The organism is Brevibacillus sp. JB24b (assembly GCF_051713385.1).
GTDB classification, from domain to species: domain Bacteria; phylum Bacillota; class Bacilli; order Brevibacillales; family Brevibacillaceae; genus Brevibacillus_B; species Brevibacillus_B laterosporus.
This window is the reverse complement of the sequence record NZ_JBNVQV010000001.1, coordinates 734,496-750,000: the sequence shown is the minus strand read 5'-3', so window position 1 is coordinate 750,000 and position 15,505 is coordinate 734,496. Positions and strand designations below refer to the sequence as shown.

Annotated in this window: 18 protein-coding genes and 1 riboswitch (1 of these 19 running past the window's edge); of the genes, 6 read left to right on the top strand and 12 right to left on the bottom strand. The window is 40.6% G+C overall.

Features of this window, described 5'->3' with window-relative positions:
• Positions 1–210 carry the 5' portion of a nucleotidyltransferase-like protein gene (locus ACQV1I_RS03910; protein WP_094701379.1) on the bottom strand. Its footprint begins 678 nt before the window's first position, so only the first 210 of its 888 coding nucleotides appear in the window; the start codon lies at positions 208–210; the stop codon falls past the left edge of the window.
• Positions 211–457: 247 nt separating this feature from the next.
• Here ACQV1I_RS03910 and ACQV1I_RS03905 point away from each other — a divergent pair, with 247 nt between their 5' ends.
• Positions 458–874, top strand: a complete 417-nt coding sequence (locus ACQV1I_RS03905; protein ID WP_094701378.1) for a DUF2614 family zinc ribbon-containing protein — start codon at positions 458–460, stop codon at positions 872–874.
• A 44-nt stretch (positions 875–918) separates the two neighbouring features.
• Here the strand turns inward: ACQV1I_RS03905 and ACQV1I_RS03900 are convergent, their stop codons facing one another.
• From ACQV1I_RS03900 to nth, 3 genes are all read right to left on the bottom strand, one after another.
• Complete coding sequence (locus ACQV1I_RS03900) at positions 919–2,655, bottom strand: glycosyl hydrolase family 18 protein (RefSeq protein WP_116334728.1); 1,737 nt, start codon at positions 2,653–2,655, stop codon at positions 919–921.
• A gap of 267 nt (positions 2,656–2,922) precedes the next feature.
• Positions 2,923–3,360 (bottom strand): Fur family transcriptional regulator, encoded by a 438-nt coding sequence (locus tag ACQV1I_RS03895; RefSeq protein ID WP_018674409.1) that lies wholly within the window; start codon positions 3,358–3,360, stop codon positions 2,923–2,925.
• 197 nt (positions 3,361–3,557) lie between these two features.
• Positions 3,558–4,235 (bottom strand): endonuclease III, encoded by a 678-nt coding sequence (nth, locus tag ACQV1I_RS03890; protein WP_018674408.1) that lies wholly within the window; start codon positions 4,233–4,235, stop codon positions 3,558–3,560.
• 252 nt (positions 4,236–4,487) lie between these two features.
• Between nth and ACQV1I_RS03885 the strand changes: the two genes are divergently transcribed.
• Positions 4,488–5,414: an NAD-dependent epimerase/dehydratase family protein gene (locus ACQV1I_RS03885; RefSeq protein WP_116334729.1), complete on the top strand. Its 927-nt coding sequence runs from the start codon at positions 4,488–4,490 to the stop codon at positions 5,412–5,414.
• 69 nt (positions 5,415–5,483) lie between these two features.
• On the opposite strand, the gene ACQV1I_RS03880 is transcribed toward ACQV1I_RS03885, so the two are convergent.
• From ACQV1I_RS03880 to bcp, 4 genes are read right to left on the bottom strand one after another with little or no spacing between them, the layout of a single operon-like run.
• A complete protein-coding gene (locus ACQV1I_RS03880; RefSeq protein WP_104033803.1) occupies positions 5,484–6,032 on the bottom strand; it encodes a cob(I)yrinic acid a,c-diamide adenosyltransferase in 549 nt (182 codons plus the stop codon).
• Positions 6,033–6,075: 43 nt separating this feature from the next.
• Positions 6,076–6,828 carry a class I SAM-dependent methyltransferase gene (locus tag ACQV1I_RS03875; protein ID WP_094701381.1) on the bottom strand — a complete coding sequence of 251 codons (753 nt, stop codon included), beginning with the start codon at positions 6,826–6,828 and terminating at the stop codon, positions 6,076–6,078.
• A gap of 17 nt (positions 6,829–6,845) precedes the next feature.
• Entirely contained in the window at positions 6,846–7,895 is a 1,050-nt protein-coding gene (locus ACQV1I_RS03870) for a M42 family metallopeptidase (RefSeq protein WP_116334730.1), read from the bottom strand.
• A gap of 27 nt (positions 7,896–7,922) precedes the next feature.
• Positions 7,923–8,390 (bottom strand): thioredoxin-dependent thiol peroxidase, encoded by a 468-nt coding sequence (gene bcp / locus ACQV1I_RS03865; RefSeq protein WP_116334731.1) that lies wholly within the window; start codon positions 8,388–8,390, stop codon positions 7,923–7,925.
• 158 nt (positions 8,391–8,548) lie between these two features.
• On the opposite strand from bcp, the gene ACQV1I_RS03860 reads away from it, so the two are divergent.
• Positions 8,549–9,175, top strand: coding sequence for a winged helix-turn-helix domain-containing protein (locus ACQV1I_RS03860; protein WP_018672468.1), 627 nt, complete (start codon positions 8,549–8,551; stop codon positions 9,173–9,175).
• 34 nt (positions 9,176–9,209) lie between these two features.
• Positions 9,210–9,881, top strand: coding sequence for an HAD family hydrolase (locus tag ACQV1I_RS03855; protein ID WP_116334732.1), 672 nt, complete (start codon positions 9,210–9,212; stop codon positions 9,879–9,881).
• A gap of 79 nt (positions 9,882–9,960) precedes the next feature.
• Here the strand turns inward: ACQV1I_RS03855 and ACQV1I_RS03850 are convergent, their stop codons facing one another.
• The 4 genes from ACQV1I_RS03850 to ACQV1I_RS03835 all read right to left on the bottom strand — a co-directional run bounded on the left by ACQV1I_RS03850 (position 9,961) and on the right by ACQV1I_RS03835 (position 13,693).
• Positions 9,961–10,602, bottom strand: a complete 642-nt coding sequence (locus ACQV1I_RS03850; protein WP_026315231.1) for an ECF transporter S component — start codon at positions 10,600–10,602, stop codon at positions 9,961–9,963.
• 281 nt (positions 10,603–10,883) lie between these two features.
• A riboswitch (FMN riboswitch) is annotated at positions 10,884–11,036 on the bottom strand.
• A gap of 72 nt (positions 11,037–11,108) precedes the next feature.
• The gene (locus ACQV1I_RS03845; RefSeq protein WP_116334779.1) at positions 11,109–11,897 is read right to left on the bottom strand and encodes an ABC transporter permease; all 789 of its coding nucleotides are present in this window, start codon (positions 11,895–11,897) and stop codon (positions 11,109–11,111) included.
• A gap of 4 nt (positions 11,898–11,901) precedes the next feature.
• Positions 11,902–12,696: an ABC transporter permease gene (locus tag ACQV1I_RS03840; protein WP_018672464.1), complete on the bottom strand. Its 795-nt coding sequence runs from the start codon at positions 12,694–12,696 to the stop codon at positions 11,902–11,904.
• 1 nt (position 12,697) lies between these two features.
• Entirely contained in the window at positions 12,698–13,693 is a 996-nt protein-coding gene (locus tag ACQV1I_RS03835) for an ABC transporter ATP-binding protein (RefSeq protein WP_094701371.1), read from the bottom strand.
• A 154-nt stretch (positions 13,694–13,847) separates the two neighbouring features.
• Between ACQV1I_RS03835 and ACQV1I_RS03830 the strand changes: the two genes are divergently transcribed.
• The gene (locus tag ACQV1I_RS03830; RefSeq protein WP_116334780.1) at positions 13,848–15,143 is read left to right on the top strand and encodes a glutamate-1-semialdehyde 2,1-aminomutase; all 1,296 of its coding nucleotides are present in this window, start codon (positions 13,848–13,850) and stop codon (positions 15,141–15,143) included.
• A 147-nt stretch (positions 15,144–15,290) separates the two neighbouring features.
• On the top strand, positions 15,291–15,449 hold the full coding sequence (locus ACQV1I_RS03825) for a hypothetical protein (protein WP_018672461.1): 159 nt from the start codon (positions 15,291–15,293) through the stop codon (positions 15,447–15,449).
• The last annotated feature ends 56 nt before the right edge of the window (positions 15,450–15,505 follow it).

The window sequence follows — 15,505 nt, the reverse complement described above, 5'->3', positions numbered from 1 at the left end:
CTCCTCCAAAGCAACCTTTTTAAATTGATACTGTTTGATCAGCCAATTAGGTTCGTGATTATTCACAACAATAAAGGAAATGAGGTCAGCACCTTCTGAAAGAAGCTTAATTTTTTCGGCTTGCTCGATAGCCATAATAGACAAAACATCCGTATGCATGGTCTTTTCCCATAAATACTGCTGATGATACTCCAGCAAGCTTTCTTTCATCGCTCCCACACCTCCCACCCCGATCTTCTTACTGTAAATAATCACGAATGGCTTAACTACTTTAACAGGTTCGCTATATCAAGAAAGTTTCCTTCCTCTCTATTAAAGTTCCACCTCTGTAAAAACATCCATGTTAGGAATTAGTATGCATAATTCCAAGAAGCACATTACAATATCCTGACTATGGAAATAACTATAAAACTTTTTTGAATGCTTGTGCTATACTGACAACGGGAGGTATGCACTTATGAAAAATGTAGACCATTTAAGTAAGATTAAGAGAATTCGTGGATGGGCTAATTGGAATATGCTTATCGGTATCATCCTCATGTACATAGGGTATATATCTTTTGCCGGTTATTTTTTCAAATGGTTTGCCGACATTCCACTGCTTGGTGCTATTAGTCAACAGCTAAAAGGTTCTCATATGACCTTTACAATCATCCTAATTATCGGCTTTCTGATGATGATGGTAAGTACAGTTTTATATATGGTATCCGGTATGGTCTCAACTACATCCCCACAGGTGCAGTGCCCTTCTTGTGGCAAAGTAACTAAAATGCTTGGAAAAGAAGATGCTTGTATGTTTTGTGGCCAACCACTTTTACTGGAAGAAGATTCCCCAGAACCTCCATCTTCGCTTGAACAGAAGATACGTTCTTAATAGAAAAAAGGCAGCGAGAATATCTCCTGCCTTTTTGTTTCATTCTAATTTAAATTGCTATCAATATGCTGCCAAATATTTGGCTCTTCAAAGCCACGGCGCCATGAGGCAACCCCTGCCAAATCATATTTTTTTGAAACCTCAATTCGTTTTTTGAGCGAAGTCTCATCTTCCAACCACATTTTGTACGTCGCATTTTCTTGCTTATCATAATAGCTGACGTAATTTTGTCCCGTGGTCTCATCATAAGTGGCTGTAAGTTTGCGCTCCTCCATCCACTTTTTGGCCCCCGACATGTATAAAGCGCGAGATGACACCTTTACACTGCCATCATCTTGCTTTACTTCCTTCCATAAACGGGTGTAGAAAGGCATACCTAACAACAGTTTTTCCTTAGGTACTTCCGTCAACACCTGCTTCAAACCATTTTCTACCCATGGTAATGACGCTACGGAACCAGCTACAGGGCTAGAACCCCAGTGTTCGTCATAAGCCATCAACATCGTGTAATCCACCGTTTCAGCTAATGACTTACGATCTAAGAAATTAGACCAACGATCGCTTCCATGCATCATCGTAACATCAACAGACACCGTTAACTCCTGTTCATGTAAATACGGTGTTAACTCACGAACAAATTGGACGAAGCGCTGCTTGTCATCTAGATAAACATCCTCAAAATCAAGATTAATTCCGTCAACTTGATACAAATTAGCATATTGCACAATCTGTGTAATCATCTTTTGACGAGTCTCAAAATCAGATAACACTGCTTTTGTCCAGTCTGGATTAAATCCATTAGATACGACTGCCCATACTTTAAATCCTTCACGATGAGCCCATCTTACATATGAAGCGTCAGCTTTATTGCCGACCGTTCCTTTATCGTCTTTTAATTCAAACCATGTAGGAGCTACTACATGCAATCCAGACATTTTAGGGATGCTGTCTAATTTAGGATTTCGATTAACAACTTGCTCCCATACTACATTTAATTTTTGTCCATCCGGCTTCCAGGCAGTATTTCGTTCCTTCGGAGTATCAACATTCACTTCTACCTGATAAGAATCTAATTTCTTAACCTGATCCATTGGCAAATAACCAAGAACACCTTCATTAGATAAAAGATGATACCATCCATTTGTTTCATTTAAAATAATTACTTTTTGACCGGATGCAAGATCAGAGACAATAGGACTCTCTTTCGTAGCATCCAATCTCAATGGTAACGGCTTATCTTTTTCAGAACTAACTTGTCCCTGCTGGATTGTATCACCGTTGTTATCCACTGCGATAACATCTCTGCCTTCCATCTTACGTAGATGAATACCATATATCTTTTCTAACGGGCTTACTGGAACGTATTTTTCTCCGTCAATAATTGTGACAGGCACACGTAAATCAACTGGTTTTTTATTAACAAATGCTTGTAATTTTTCGCTCGGCATTTGGATAACTTTATCTTTGGTAGTGATGATAACAGAGCGACTAGGTTCATCCCAGAATAAGTGCTGATCGATTTGTTCCTTTAAAAATGAAAAAGGTAGCAGTACCTCGTCTTCTTTCATTTGATAGGATTGCGGAACTGCTTTTCCTTTATGTACAATTACCTGTTGGCGCCCGTCATAAGGAGTAACTCGTTGATGACTACCGGTTTGAAAATACATCCAGATAAAATATCCTACTACAGCAAGCATGACCAAAAATAGTACCTTAGGAAAAAGCCTATTCCTTCTTCTTTTTCGACTTGGACGCTTTGACGTCTCTAAATGTACGCTCATGACTCCTCCCAATGTATCTGAGTTCAGTTTATTCTTCATTATAGAGACAGTTTTGAGAGCTATTTGGTTACAAACTTCTGTACATTTTGCGGTAAAATTCATAAAATGTCGAATCACGCTCATTGTAGAGACTTTTTACTTTCTGCATGGAATACGGCTTAGTTGAACTTATACGTCATCCATGCCAATTTATGCTATCAAATAAGTAAAAAAAAGAACCCTACACGTCGTATACCTGACATGAAGAGTTCTTCGAAACACTTGCCATTACTTTGGCTTATTTTCTTGACAGCTATTGCATACACCATAAACTTCCATACGATGCCCAGAAACATGAAAGTTAGCTTGTTCACAGGCTGCCGCTTCTACCTGTGATAAGTACGGGAAGTGAAAATCCTGAATAGCCCCACACTCAGAACAAATAATGTGATAATGTTCATCTTCTACATTCGCATCGAATCGACTGGAAGCATCTCCGTATGTTAATTCGCGAACCAACCCCGCTTCTTTAAATACTCGCAGGTTATTATAGATGGTTGCCACGCTCATATTAGGAAATTTCCCTTCCAATGCTTTATAAATTTCATCAGCAGTTGGATGAGTCATCGTCTCAAGTAAATACGCTAATATGGCATGACGTTGCGGAGTCATACGAACACCTTGATTCTTTAAAATCTCGACAGCTCTCTCGACTTGTTGCATCATCGCCATGCACCTCACATAATATGACCTTTAAAAGTAAGTAATTAGAAATATTCTTATCCGTTAACAATAATCTAATTAGAATTGTTATAAATAAGTGTACGCTGATTCTGGAGGTTCGTCAATAACAAGCTTACATTTGGGGATTGTTCCCCCTTATTAGCTTGTCCAAGCCTCTCTTCTTATTCAATACGTTACGCTCAGGATGTCTTCTTAGATGACACTTTTGGCTTTTTATTTCCTTTTAGAGCTTTTTTCCGAGTCGGGCATACATCTTCTAATGGGCAAATGTCACACTGCGGACTTTGTGCCTTGCAGTGATAACGACCGAAAAAGATCATTCGATGATGTGTGTCTGACCACTCCTTCTTCGGGATTTTTTTCATGAGAATTTCTTCTACCTGAACAGGAGTAGCATCTTGAGGACAGAATCCTAATCGTTTTGATATTCGCTCTACGTGCGTATCTACAGCGATAGCTGGTACCCCAAATGCGACACTGACCACAACGTTGGCAGTTTTCCGTCCAACCCCAGGCAACTTTACCAACTCCTCATGCTTGTTGGGCACTTCTCCTCCGTATTCTTCTAGTAACAGACGACAGAGCGACTGGATGTGTTTAGCCTTGTTTTTATAAAGACCAATTTGTCTAATATCCTCTTGAAGCTCTTCTAATGAAACCTTTAAGTAGTCTTCTGGGGTCTTGTACTTTTGAAATAAATGTTCTGTGACTTGGTTTACTTTTTTATCTGTACATTGCGCTGACAAAAGTACCGCAATGGTCAACTCAAACGCGTTACTATGAGTAAGCTCACAATGTGCATCAGGAAACATATCCGCGAGCGTCTGTAAAAATAATTTCATGGATAATCGACGCATTTCCTTTTCCCTCCTACTATACTCCGAACCAGTTTTACTTTATGCATGCGTTCTATTGTAACATATGAAAAAGTTTGATCGAACCCTCCTCCAGCAGGTAATTACATGGAGAAAAAAACGCGAGAAGGTACATGTAAACGGTCATAAATGGTATTTTAATGTGATTAGGCTACGAATATGTAAGAAATACAGGTATATCTAGGCATCTCATCGAATGATGAATTTATTAAGAGGTGTAAAGGAGGAACTGCCGTGAAGGTATTCATAACAGGTGGATCAGGATTTGTTGGTCATGGCATAATCGCTGCCTTGTTAGAAGCTTCCCATGAAGTACACTGCTTACATAGACCAGGATCTGAATCGAAACTTAAACAATTGTTTTTCCATACAGACCACTTTCATATTCATCCAGGGGACATTTTTTCTATCGATTCTCTTCGTGTAGCGATGCGTGATTGTGATGCGGTCATTCATCTAGTAGGTATTATAAGAGAACAGTCAGGTAAAAAAATTACGTTCTCTCGCATTCATGTAGAAGGTACACGCAATGTACTACAAGTAGCAACAGAACTATCTATCAGTCGCTTTTTATTCATGAGTGCACTTGGTACACGACCTCAGGCTACTAGTGACTATCATCAGACGAAATACGAAGCGGAACAACTGGTAAAAGTATCCGGAATACCTTATGTGATATTTCGTCCCTCCGTTATTTTTGGTCCAGGCGATGAATTCGTCACTATGCTAGCTGATGTAGTACGCCTCCCATTCACCCCTGTAATTGGAAGTGGTACATATCTCTTGCAGCCTGTTTCTCGGAAAACGGTAGCAGAGGCTTTTACGCAAGCATTAACCAATGAGCAAGCTACCAATCAGATTTATGAAGTAGGCGGCCCCCAACAGCTCTCCTACATGCAAATCTTACAGATCATTGGACATGCGATTGGGAGAGCACATATAAAGACGCTTCATGTACCACTATGGTTCATGAAACCTCTCGTTCGGATTATGCAAGGGTTCTCCTTTTTCCCCATTACTACTACCCAATTAACGATGTTACAAGAAGGCAACTATTGTGAAAATGGTGATAGATTATACAAAGATTTTCAAATTAATAAAATTGAATTCTTCTCTGGTATATCCGAATATCTTCCACAGGCTAAATTGGAGACAAGATAAATCGGAAGAGTTCGGAATAAAAAACAGCCTTTTCTTATACACACATATAAGAAAAGGCTGTTTGAAGTTCTATTCATGTAAATTAGGTTCAGTCTCTCCTAACTGACTATTAACATACCGAGCTGCTACGAATAAAAAATCCGATAAACGGTTCAAATATTTAATAGCAATTGGGTTAATTGGTTCTGTCTCCATAAGCTCGGTAGCTCCGCGTTCAGCACGTCTCACTACCGTGCGAGCTACGTGAAGAGCAGCACCCGCAGGATTTCCACCTGGCAAAACAAAATTAGTCAGTGGAAGCAGCTTCGCATCTAACTGATCGATTTGCTTTTCTAAATAATCTACGTCCTCATCGACGATAGGCCAACCAACCTTTTTCCCTTCAGGTGTAGCCAGCTCTGCTCCAATATGAAATAACTTGGTTTGGATCAGGTGAAACGTCTCTAACAATTCAGCCCATTTGTGCTCTTTAGGTAAAAAAGATACTGCTGCCCCAACATGCGAGTTAGCCTCATCGCACGTTCCATATACTTCTACTCGTGGTGCATGCTTAGGAACACGTACGCCATAAACTAAAGATGTTTGACCTTTGTCTCCTGTTTTTGTATAAATCTTCATGTCATACCCACCTTTTCTTCGTTTTTATAAGCAACGTAAAAAATTACGCTGGGCTAGCGACTATAATGAATTCTGTACTGGTTGCATCAAATGGAGCTTTTGCAAAACTACCGTAGCGTTCCAAAACTTTGAACCCAGCTAAACGCAATAAGTGATGCAATTCTGCCGGGAAGACGTAACGTAATGTAAAACGCCCAGTCACACGCTCCTGCATTTTTCCATTTTTATCAAGACGTTCATAGCTACGTGTCACTTCTGCTAATTGTTGAAAATAATCATAGCGAGTAAAATCATACATCGCAACTTCCTGTCCGTCCTGCAACGGATACATGCCTCGCAATGTCAATTTTTCGCTCTCTTCATAGAGATGTTTGATATGCGGCACAAAGACATTAAAGACCAGCTTGCCATCAGGCTGAAGATGCTCTCGTATGCAGCGCAACGCCTTCAACTGTTCCTGAATATGAAGCAAGTGTAAAAACGAGCGATAGGGAATCATGATTAATCCAAACTTTTTCCCTAAAGAGAATTGACGCATATCCCCTTGAATAAAAGACAAATTCTCGATTCCACCAGCTTCTTCTGCCTTTGTTACTGCTTTTGCCAACATTTCCTGAGAAATTTCAAGCCCTGTCATATGGATGCCCGCCTTAGCGAGTGGAATTGTTACTCGTCCAGTTCCACATCCTAATTCTAGGACTTCCCCGTTTGCTGCTTTAGCATATTCTTCGTAAAAAGCCAAATCTCCTGCTAATCCTTGTTGTGTGAGATCATAATAGTCAGTCCAATGATACATATTCACCACTGACCCTCCTATATTACCAACTCGTCCGATAAAATATAAGCCATGATTAATTTAGCAGTATTATCAAAAGCAGATGAATGTGTACGCTCATGCGAATGGGATGCATCAACACCTGGTCCAATCAAGCCATGAACAATATCATATCCAGCTCGTAGTGCAGCACTAGCATCGGAACCATAATACGGATAAATATCGACTTGATAATTAAGTCCATTTTCATCCGCCAATGCAACTAACTTCTTACGGAATCCATAATGATAAGGTCCAGAGGAATCCTTTGCGCAGATAGAAACACAATATTCATCAGTTGTTTGGCCCGTACCGATAGCTCCCATATCCACTGCCAAATACTCTACAGTATCTACTGGAATACTAGAGTTACCACCATAACCAATCTCCTCATTATTACTGATTAAAAAGTGGGTCGTGTACGGTAGTTCTAGCTTATCTTCCTGAACCGCTTTTATTATACCTAAAAGGATTGCTACACTCGCTTTATCATCTAAATGGCGCGATTTCACGAATCCACTCTCCGTAACAATTGTACGCGGATCAAAAGAGACAAAATCACCTACACTTATTCCAAGAGCCTTGACTTCTTGAGCATCCGTCACCATTTCGTCCAATCTGACTTCCATTAAATCCTCAGTACGCTCTGCCTTGCCACTGTCGCGATATACGTGAACAGATGCTTTAGAGGTCAAAATCGTTCCTGTATAAATGCGTCCTGTAGCTGTTTCAATCTGGCAATGTTCACCTTCAATCGCATTCCATGCAAAGCCACCCACCATAGAAAGCTTTAGGCGACCATTACTTTTTATTTCTTTGACCATAGCACCAAGCGTATCCACATGAGCCGTTAGCAGACGATGCTTATCGTTGTTGCGTCCTGATAATGTAGCCAACAATGCCCCTTTATTAGTCCGCTCGACGTGCACGCCACTTTTACTCAATTCTTCAGATACCCAGGAAATTACTTGATTTGTGTTACCAGATGGGCTTGGAATCTGTGCTAATTTGACAAATGTATCAATCATATAAGACAAGGACAAATTCATCGTCTTCTTCCTCTCCTCTTGCTGTTTTTAGACTAGATGTTCTTTTATGTATGCTACTACTTGTTGCACATGATCCTTTACTTTCACTTTAGGGTATATCTGTGCAATTTTGCCTTCTGTATCTAGAATAAAAGTAGAACGCTCAATACCCATGTACTCTCGACCATACATTTTTTTGAGTACCCACACTCCATACGCTTCTGCGACACTATGGTCTTCATCCGCAATTAATGGGAACGGTAGCTCATGTTTTGCAATAAATTTATCATGGGATGTAACACTGTCCGGACTTATTCCAAGCACGACTGTGTTAAGAGTGGAAAAATCACCATGGTAATCTCGAAAATCACATGCTTCCGTCGTGCATCCAGGTGTGGAGTCCTTTGGATAAAAATAAAGCACGACATTTTTGCCGCGATACTCTTCTAGGTTTATGGTTTGACCATTATTTGCAGGCTTTTTAAAAGTTGGTGCTACTTGACCTACTTCCAACATGAAAATCCCTTCTTTCCTTCATTTTTCTTATTGTAACAAAAGTTAGGTTTAGGAAAAAGAAAAGGGAGAAGATGCATTGCACTTTACTTAATAAAACATTACGATTACATAATAGTAAAAATTCCGACCTTTCCAAATAGAAAAAGAAGAACCTGGTGGTGGCTAACGTGATAAGAGAAGTATTTGAAATAACAGATCCTGAGGCACTTAAATCCTTCGCTGTGCCCGAAAGAGTTAAAATTTTACAGCTTTTTGAAGACCTAGAGCCTCGAACCGCAAAACAAATTGCTACTGAACTAGGGGAAAACGCAGCACGGCTGCATTACCATGTTAAAGAATTAGTAAAAGTTGGTCTGTTACAACAAGTAGATACCCGTGTAAAAGGCTCCATTATCGAAAAATATTATCAGCCAATAGCGAAAGTCATCAGGGCCAATCTGCACCTCGTCGTGGAAGAAAATGCTCAACAATTGAGCGAAATTATGTTTTCTCCTTTGCATGCGACTGAACAGGAGCTTCTTTATACCATGAATCATCTAGCTGCATCTGATATTGATAAACGAAAGGATTATCAGGACACCTTTGCATATAACTTTGGGAATTTACATTTGACTAAAGAGGAACGTAATCAACTTTTTAGTGAAATGAAGGATCTCTACCAGCGATTTAAAGACAACAAGCCATCAGCCGATCGACTAAACTTCCATTACCTAAATCTACTCTTCCCAACTTCACCACGCCAAGATGATCCAGATAATGCTGAATTCGTAGACGATGATGAGTAAGTAACCATAGTTACTCAAAAAGGAGTGGTTGTGTATGCATAGTTCCGAAGCCTATACCGTACTGTTTGATTTTGACGGAACAATAGCTGATACATTACCAGCTATTTTTACGGCCATGCGTCATACCTTTTATACGTTTCTACAAGAGGAGTATTCTGACCAACAGATTATTGAATTATTCGGACCACCGGAAGCGGGAATTATCCAAAATAAGATTCCACCGGAGAAATATGATGACGCCCTTCAGTGTTTTTACGAGAAATATGTAGATGAGCACCGTGAGCTAGTAACCCCTGCACCTCTGCTTACCATGCTAGAAACATTTCAACAAGCAGGTATTCAAATGGGAATTATTACGGGGAAAGGTAGAAGAAGTGCTGATCTGTCTCTCGGAGCGTTAGGTCTAACTCATTATTTTCCAATCGTCATAGCAGGTGATGAAGTATCAAAGCATAAACCTCATCCTGAAGGTATTCTTCATGCAATGAAACAACTCCAAGCTTACCCGGAAAATACTCTCTATGTAGGAGATAGCCAAGCGGATATCACAGCGGCTAGAGCTGCCGGTATTTATGCGGTTGGTGTGAATTGGTTCCCTGCATCGCAAAGCAATGGGATTTTTGATCCCTCTCCTGATGTATTGTTTACAGAACCCTCGATGATGATGGAGTGGTTGTTAAAAAGATGGAATATAGACAGTAAATAATGCAAAGAAAAAAGAGGCTTTCCTCTATTTAATGGGAAGCCTCTTTTTTCTTTGCATTTTATTCATGAATCGTACTAGTTTACGAAATAACTGGTTTACTTGACGAAACGGGCTTGGTAACTATCAATCCAAGTCGCGCGGACATTTTTATAAATACCGGGTATGCAATAAGCGACAGCAGGACACCTTTGATAATATTAAAAGGTACAATTCCAAGTAAGATCATACTCCATAAGCTTTCCATATGGAACATTTGTAGTAATTGCTCCATCGAGATAGAGTAGAGCACAGCATAGAACGGCAATAATACAAAGTAGTTAGCCATAGCCATAATCACTGTCATAACAAGCGTACCTGCTGACAGACCTAAAAGAAAACCGACTTTATTTTTACATAATCGCTGTGTATAAACAGCCAAAAACACAAAGCTTCCGCCTGCAAGCGTATTAGCAATTTCTCCAATGATAAAGCCATCTGTGTTTTTTAACAGAAGATGCAATCCATTCTTTAAAACTTCAATCAATACTCCCGCTGCTGGTCCAAAGACAAGCCCACCAATAATGGCTGGTACAGTACTGAAATCAAGCTTTAAAAAAGTCGGCATCAACGGTACATGAAACTCTAGATAGTACAGCAAAAACGCAATAGCCGAAAGCATAGGTATCGTGACTAGCTTTTTCAGACGTTCTCTTTGAATCGTGTGACTTGTTTTTCCTTGCATGTTGACCATCCTCTCTTTTCTTTCTCCTTCTTGAGAGATGGCAACAGCAATCCGCAACCGCGTGTTATCTTTCGCTCCAAAACCAAGCAAGCATACGACGACTGTTCCGCTCTTAGAAAAGCATAAAAAAGCAAGCCCCTAAAAAAGCATCATGCTTCTTCAGGGGCATACTGACGATTTTTACCATAATCCAGAGGGTATAGGGAAATAAAGGGCTGTTTATCGAGCAGTCCCCTCCCTCAGCCGACACAGCGAAATAAGCACGTGTGCATCGTACTGTCGTCATCCTTCTCCCATCCAGACTGTACTGTCGGCTCCGGATTCTCACCAGATCCTGCACACTCCTGCCTTATATAGCAAAAGTGGCTCGCGGGCTAACGCTCGATATGCGCATCACCGCCGGTCGGGAATTTCACCCTGCCCCGAAGGAATGTGAAATTTTTCTCACAAAACTATTATACCCTTAATTTCAATGTCTGACAATATCAATTTATTATGCTATTTCCTCACGAACCTGCACCGCTATATTTTTTAACACCTTGATTCCAGATCAAAATCCCTAAGGTAAAAATGACAATTCCCATCACAGGGGTTAACATTGTATACCCATATAAAGCTTCTTTTTTCAAAAAATAAGCGGAAGGATAGAAACCTACAAATGCAAATGGCAAAATCCATTTCAACAAAATTGCAATTGCATTGTTGTAAATGTCTACTGGGTAACGCCCATAGTTTTGAATATTCCAGATCATAGGAGCGATTCCCGTGCGTGAGTCACTATAAAAACTGACAGACGCTATTGCAGTATAAACACCACCATAGATCAAGGTACTACTCAATACTAACAGGATAAAGATAATGGGATCATACCAGGAGATTGTAAGTTGAAGCTTCCATCCCGCGTACAGCATAATTAACAACCCCGTTAGTACTCCAAATATACGATCTGGTGAAATGGATTCCAGTGAAATTTGCGCTAAATGATTGACTGGTCGCGTCAAGATACGATCCATCTCTCCTTTGATAATATAGCGCTCATTAAAATCCCAAAAGCCAAAAAACATTGTAAACAGAGCATATGGTACTAGAAAGTATCCATAAATAAAAATAATCTCGTACATAGTCCAGCCCTGTAAGGTCGGGACATGAGTGAATACAACTAGAATGAATACCAGATTTAACAGTTCACTTACGATATTAGACAGCAATTCAGTGATGAAATTGGCCCGATACGACAGTTTTACTTTAAAATACTGGCTGAGATAATCTTGAAACAAACGTATAACTTGCCCCATCTGGCTATCCTCCTTGCACGACCAAATTTCGTTTTGCACGTTGCCACAACAGAATAATCGGTATAAACAATAAAGCGATCCAAATAACCTGTGTGCCAATTGCTATCCAGGCTTTATCACCATGGAGTGCTCCTGTAAAAATCATACTAGGTGTAAAATTGATGGCCTGAAACGGCAGGTATTGTAATATCGTTTGGGTTACCCCTGGAAAGAAACTAATCGGAATGACTACACCTGACAGCAAATCTACAACCATGCGTTTTGCCATAATCATCCCTTCATTTCTCATGAAGAAAAACGTTAGTAGGCCTGTGAGTAAATTGATTTGCGTATTTACGACAAAACCAAGTAGCAAGCTTACACTGTACATCCCCCATATTTGCCCACTATGCGGAAATTCGAAAGGAATAAACAATCGCACGATGAGAAGCCCCGGAAAAGCAAAAAACACAAGGCGAAAAATCCCTTCTCCCAATGCTTGTGCTGTTTTTACTGACAGGTAATTATAAGGACGAATAAGCTCGGTAGCTACTTTTCCTTCTCTAACGTCCTGTCCTATTTCTTGGTCTATATTGTTAAAGTAGAATGCACGAGACATCCAAGCAATCGCGACATAAGAAGTCATTTGAACCAAAGACATCCCAACTAGATTGCTCTGCCCAGAATAGATTGCTCCCCATAAGAAGTAATAGGCTCCGATATTAATCGCATAAATGATAATCCCGCTGTAATAATTTACCCGGTAAGCAAGCATGGTCAGAAAGCGAATTCGTATCAACTCTTGATAAAGTTTCCACATGCTAGAATCCCCCGCCTGTCGTCGAGTAGATGTTGCGTACAATCTCTTCCGTAGAGGTTTCTTTGATCGTTACATCTGTTAGTTCAAAGCTAGCCATCACTTGAGTCAAAATTGCTGGCAACTTTTCATGTTGGAAAGACACAGACAGGGAGTACGCATTGATGCCCTCAATACTACATTCAAACCCAGATAATGTAGCACGCAGATTCTCTGCTGTCATTTTTTGTTTAAATTGGAATACTACTTCTGTCTTATTCCCCCAGCGCTCCTTCAAATCGGTTAAGAGTCCGTCAAAAATCAACTTGCCACTATCCATAACCAACACTCGTTTACATAGCGCCTCAATATCAGATACATCGTGGGTAGTAAGCAAGACGGTTGTATTTTCCGTTTCATTTAGACTTTTTAGGAAGTCACGAATCTTTTGTTTAACCAGTACATCTAAGCCTACTGTTGGCTCATCGAGAAACAACAGCTTAGGCTTATGGATAAGAGCAGCAGCGATTTCACAGCGCATTCGCTGTCCAAGACTTAATTTGCGCACAGGTTGCTGGATGAACGAGCCCATATCCAATTCTTCTATTAAACGATCCTGCCATGCTTGCCCAGCTTCCTCATCCACTTTATAGACACGGCGCAACAGACGAAACGACTCTAATGGGGACAAGTCCCACCACAATTGTGAACGTTGTCCAAATACAACCCCGATGGATTCAACATATTTTTCTCGATTCTGATACGGATGATAGCCATTAATTAAAATCTCTCCGTTAGAAGGAGTCAAAATGCCCGTTAGCATTTTTATAGTCGTTGATTTTCCGGCTCCATTTTCACCGATTAAAGCAAACATTTCACCTGCTTGTACCTCAAAGCTAAGCTCATCAACAGCCCGTACTGTTTTATATTCTCGTTGAAAAAGATCGCGAAAAGCACCAGACAAGCCATTGCGAGCTTGGTGAATGCGAAATACTTTCTCTAATTGCGTTACGTTTATCATATTTCTCGCGTTCCTTCCTCTCCAGCATTATGGTGTAACTACCACGATAGATAGTGTATATGAGCGAATGATAACTTGCAAAAAGAAACTTGCCCCAAATACACTTGGTATCCTATGTTATGATAAAAGGGTCGAAAAAGGAGTGAAAGAATTCATGAATCGTGAACAATCAACTAAACTGTATGAACAAGCGTATGGTGTCATTGTAGGGGGCGTAAACAGTCCTTCCCGTTCGTTTAAAGCCGTTGGTGGCGGTTCTCCTGTCGTCATGACCAAAGCACAAGGAGCTTATTTCTGGGACGCAGATGGCAATAAATACATAGATTATCTGGCAGCATACGGTCCCATCATTACTGGACATGCTCATCCACACGTTACAAAAGCAATCGTGGATGCTGCTCAAAATGGCACACTATATGGTACACCTACCCCTTGGGAGATTACCTTCGCTGAAATGATTCGGGAAGCGATTCCTTCCATGGAACGTATTCGTTTCAATAACTCAGGTACAGAATCTGTTATGACATGCATTCGTGTGGCTCGCGCTTACACCAATCGAACCAAAATCATTAAATTCGCTGGCTGCTATCACGGACATTCTGATTTAGTATTAGTAGCCGCTGGTTCTGGTCCATCAACACTAGGTATTCCAGATAGCGCTGGTATTCCACAAAGTATTGCTAATGAGGTTATCACCGTTCCATTTAATAATGTGGACGCCTATAAAGAAGCGCTAGAAAAATGGGGACATGAAATTGCCGCTGTTTTAGTTGAACCTATCGTTGGTAACTTTGGTATCGTGATGCCGCAAGAAGGCTTCCTACAAGAAGTCAATCGCCTGACTCACGAGGCTGGAGCCTTGGTCGTATATGACGAAGTAATCACCGCATTCCGCTTCTGCTATGGTGGAGCACAGAACCTACTTGGAGTCGAGCCTGACTTGACTGCCCTAGGTAAAATTATTGGTGGAGGTTTGCCAATTGGCGCATATGGCGGTCGCCGTGAAATCATGGAGCAAGTAGCACCTCTTGGACCGGCTTACCAAGCTGGTACACATGCCGGAAACCCTGCCTCCATTAAAGCAGGTATCGCATGCTTAGAAGTGCTCAAACAACCCGGTGTATATGAAGAACTAGATCGTTTAGGTATGCTGCTAGAAGCTGGCATCAGTCAAGCTGCAGAAAACCACGGCGTAACCGTTCGCATTAATCGCGTAAAAGGTGCTTTAGCTGTTTACTTTACCGATGTCACCGTTACAGATTATGACGGTGCCCAAAGTGCTGATGGAGAACAGTTTGCCCAATTCTTCCGTTTGTTATTGGACGAAGGAATTTGCCTGGCTCCTTCTAAATATGAAGCTTGGTTTATCACAACAGCCCATACCGAGGCAGATATTAAACAGACAATAGAAGCAGTAGACCGTTGCTTTGCTAAAATGGCACAGAAATAAACAATGAATGAAAAGACCTCCATTCATATTAATGATATGGGGTCTTTCCCATTTTACATATGGAAAAAAACGATCGGACAAACTTCTGGCTTTAGGGGAAAACTAAGTCGTCTTCACCCAAAAAGCGTAATACAGGAGGGGTAGTCAATGTCCAGAGGCAAAAATGACTTTCCGCAAGCACCCGAACAAACCTTCACTGATCCCAAAATGAGTGCAAAACCATTAGAATTTCTAAGCTTCCAGAATCCACGTAAAACAGAGCATCACAAAACACAGGAACATAAAACAGAAAATCGAGACCATTAATCGAAACAGCCCCCATTACAGGGGGTTTTTTGTATAAATTATACAATTTTATACCA

Bases quoted from the DNA above. Each gene is read 5' to 3' on its own strand.
- ACQV1I_RS03905 (WP_094701378.1), top strand. From the start codon at position 458: ATGAAAAATGTAGACCATTTAAGTAAGATTAAGAGAATTCGTGGATGG.
- ACQV1I_RS03900 (WP_116334728.1), bottom strand. From the start codon at position 2,655: ATGAGCGTACATTTAGAGACGTCAAAGCGTCCAAGTCGAAAAAGAAGA.
- ACQV1I_RS03895 (WP_018674409.1), bottom strand. From the start codon at position 3,360: ATGATGCAACAAGTCGAGAGAGCTGTCGAGATTTTAAAGAATCAAGGT.
- nth (WP_018674408.1), bottom strand. From the start codon at position 4,235: ATGCGTCGATTATCCATGAAATTATTTTTACAGACGCTCGCGGATATG.
- ACQV1I_RS03880 (WP_104033803.1), bottom strand. From the start codon at position 6,032: ATGAAGATTTATACAAAAACAGGAGACAAAGGTCAAACATCTTTAGTT.
- ACQV1I_RS03875 (WP_094701381.1), bottom strand. From the start codon at position 6,828: ATGTATCATTGGACTGACTATTATGATCTCACACAACAAGGATTAGCA.
- ACQV1I_RS03870 (WP_116334730.1), bottom strand. From the start codon at position 7,895: ATGAATTTGTCCTTGTCTTATATGATTGATACATTTGTCAAATTAGCA.
- bcp (WP_116334731.1), bottom strand. From the start codon at position 8,390: ATGTTGGAAGTAGGTCAAGTAGCACCAACTTTTAAAAAGCCTGCAAAT.
- ACQV1I_RS03855 (WP_116334732.1), top strand. From the start codon at position 9,210: ATGCATAGTTCCGAAGCCTATACCGTACTGTTTGATTTTGACGGAACA.
- ACQV1I_RS03850 (WP_026315231.1), bottom strand. From the start codon at position 10,602: ATGCAAGGAAAAACAAGTCACACGATTCAAAGAGAACGTCTGAAAAAG.
- ACQV1I_RS03845 (WP_116334779.1), bottom strand. From the start codon at position 11,897: ATGGGGCAAGTTATACGTTTGTTTCAAGATTATCTCAGCCAGTATTTT.
- ACQV1I_RS03840 (WP_018672464.1), bottom strand. From the start codon at position 12,696: ATGTGGAAACTTTATCAAGAGTTGATACGAATTCGCTTTCTGACCATG.
- ACQV1I_RS03835 (WP_094701371.1), bottom strand. From the start codon at position 13,693: ATGATAAACGTAACGCAATTAGAGAAAGTATTTCGCATTCACCAAGCT.
- ACQV1I_RS03830 (WP_116334780.1), top strand. From the start codon at position 13,848: ATGAATCGTGAACAATCAACTAAACTGTATGAACAAGCGTATGGTGTC.
- ACQV1I_RS03825 (WP_018672461.1), top strand. From the start codon at position 15,291: ATGTCCAGAGGCAAAAATGACTTTCCGCAAGCACCCGAACAAACCTTC.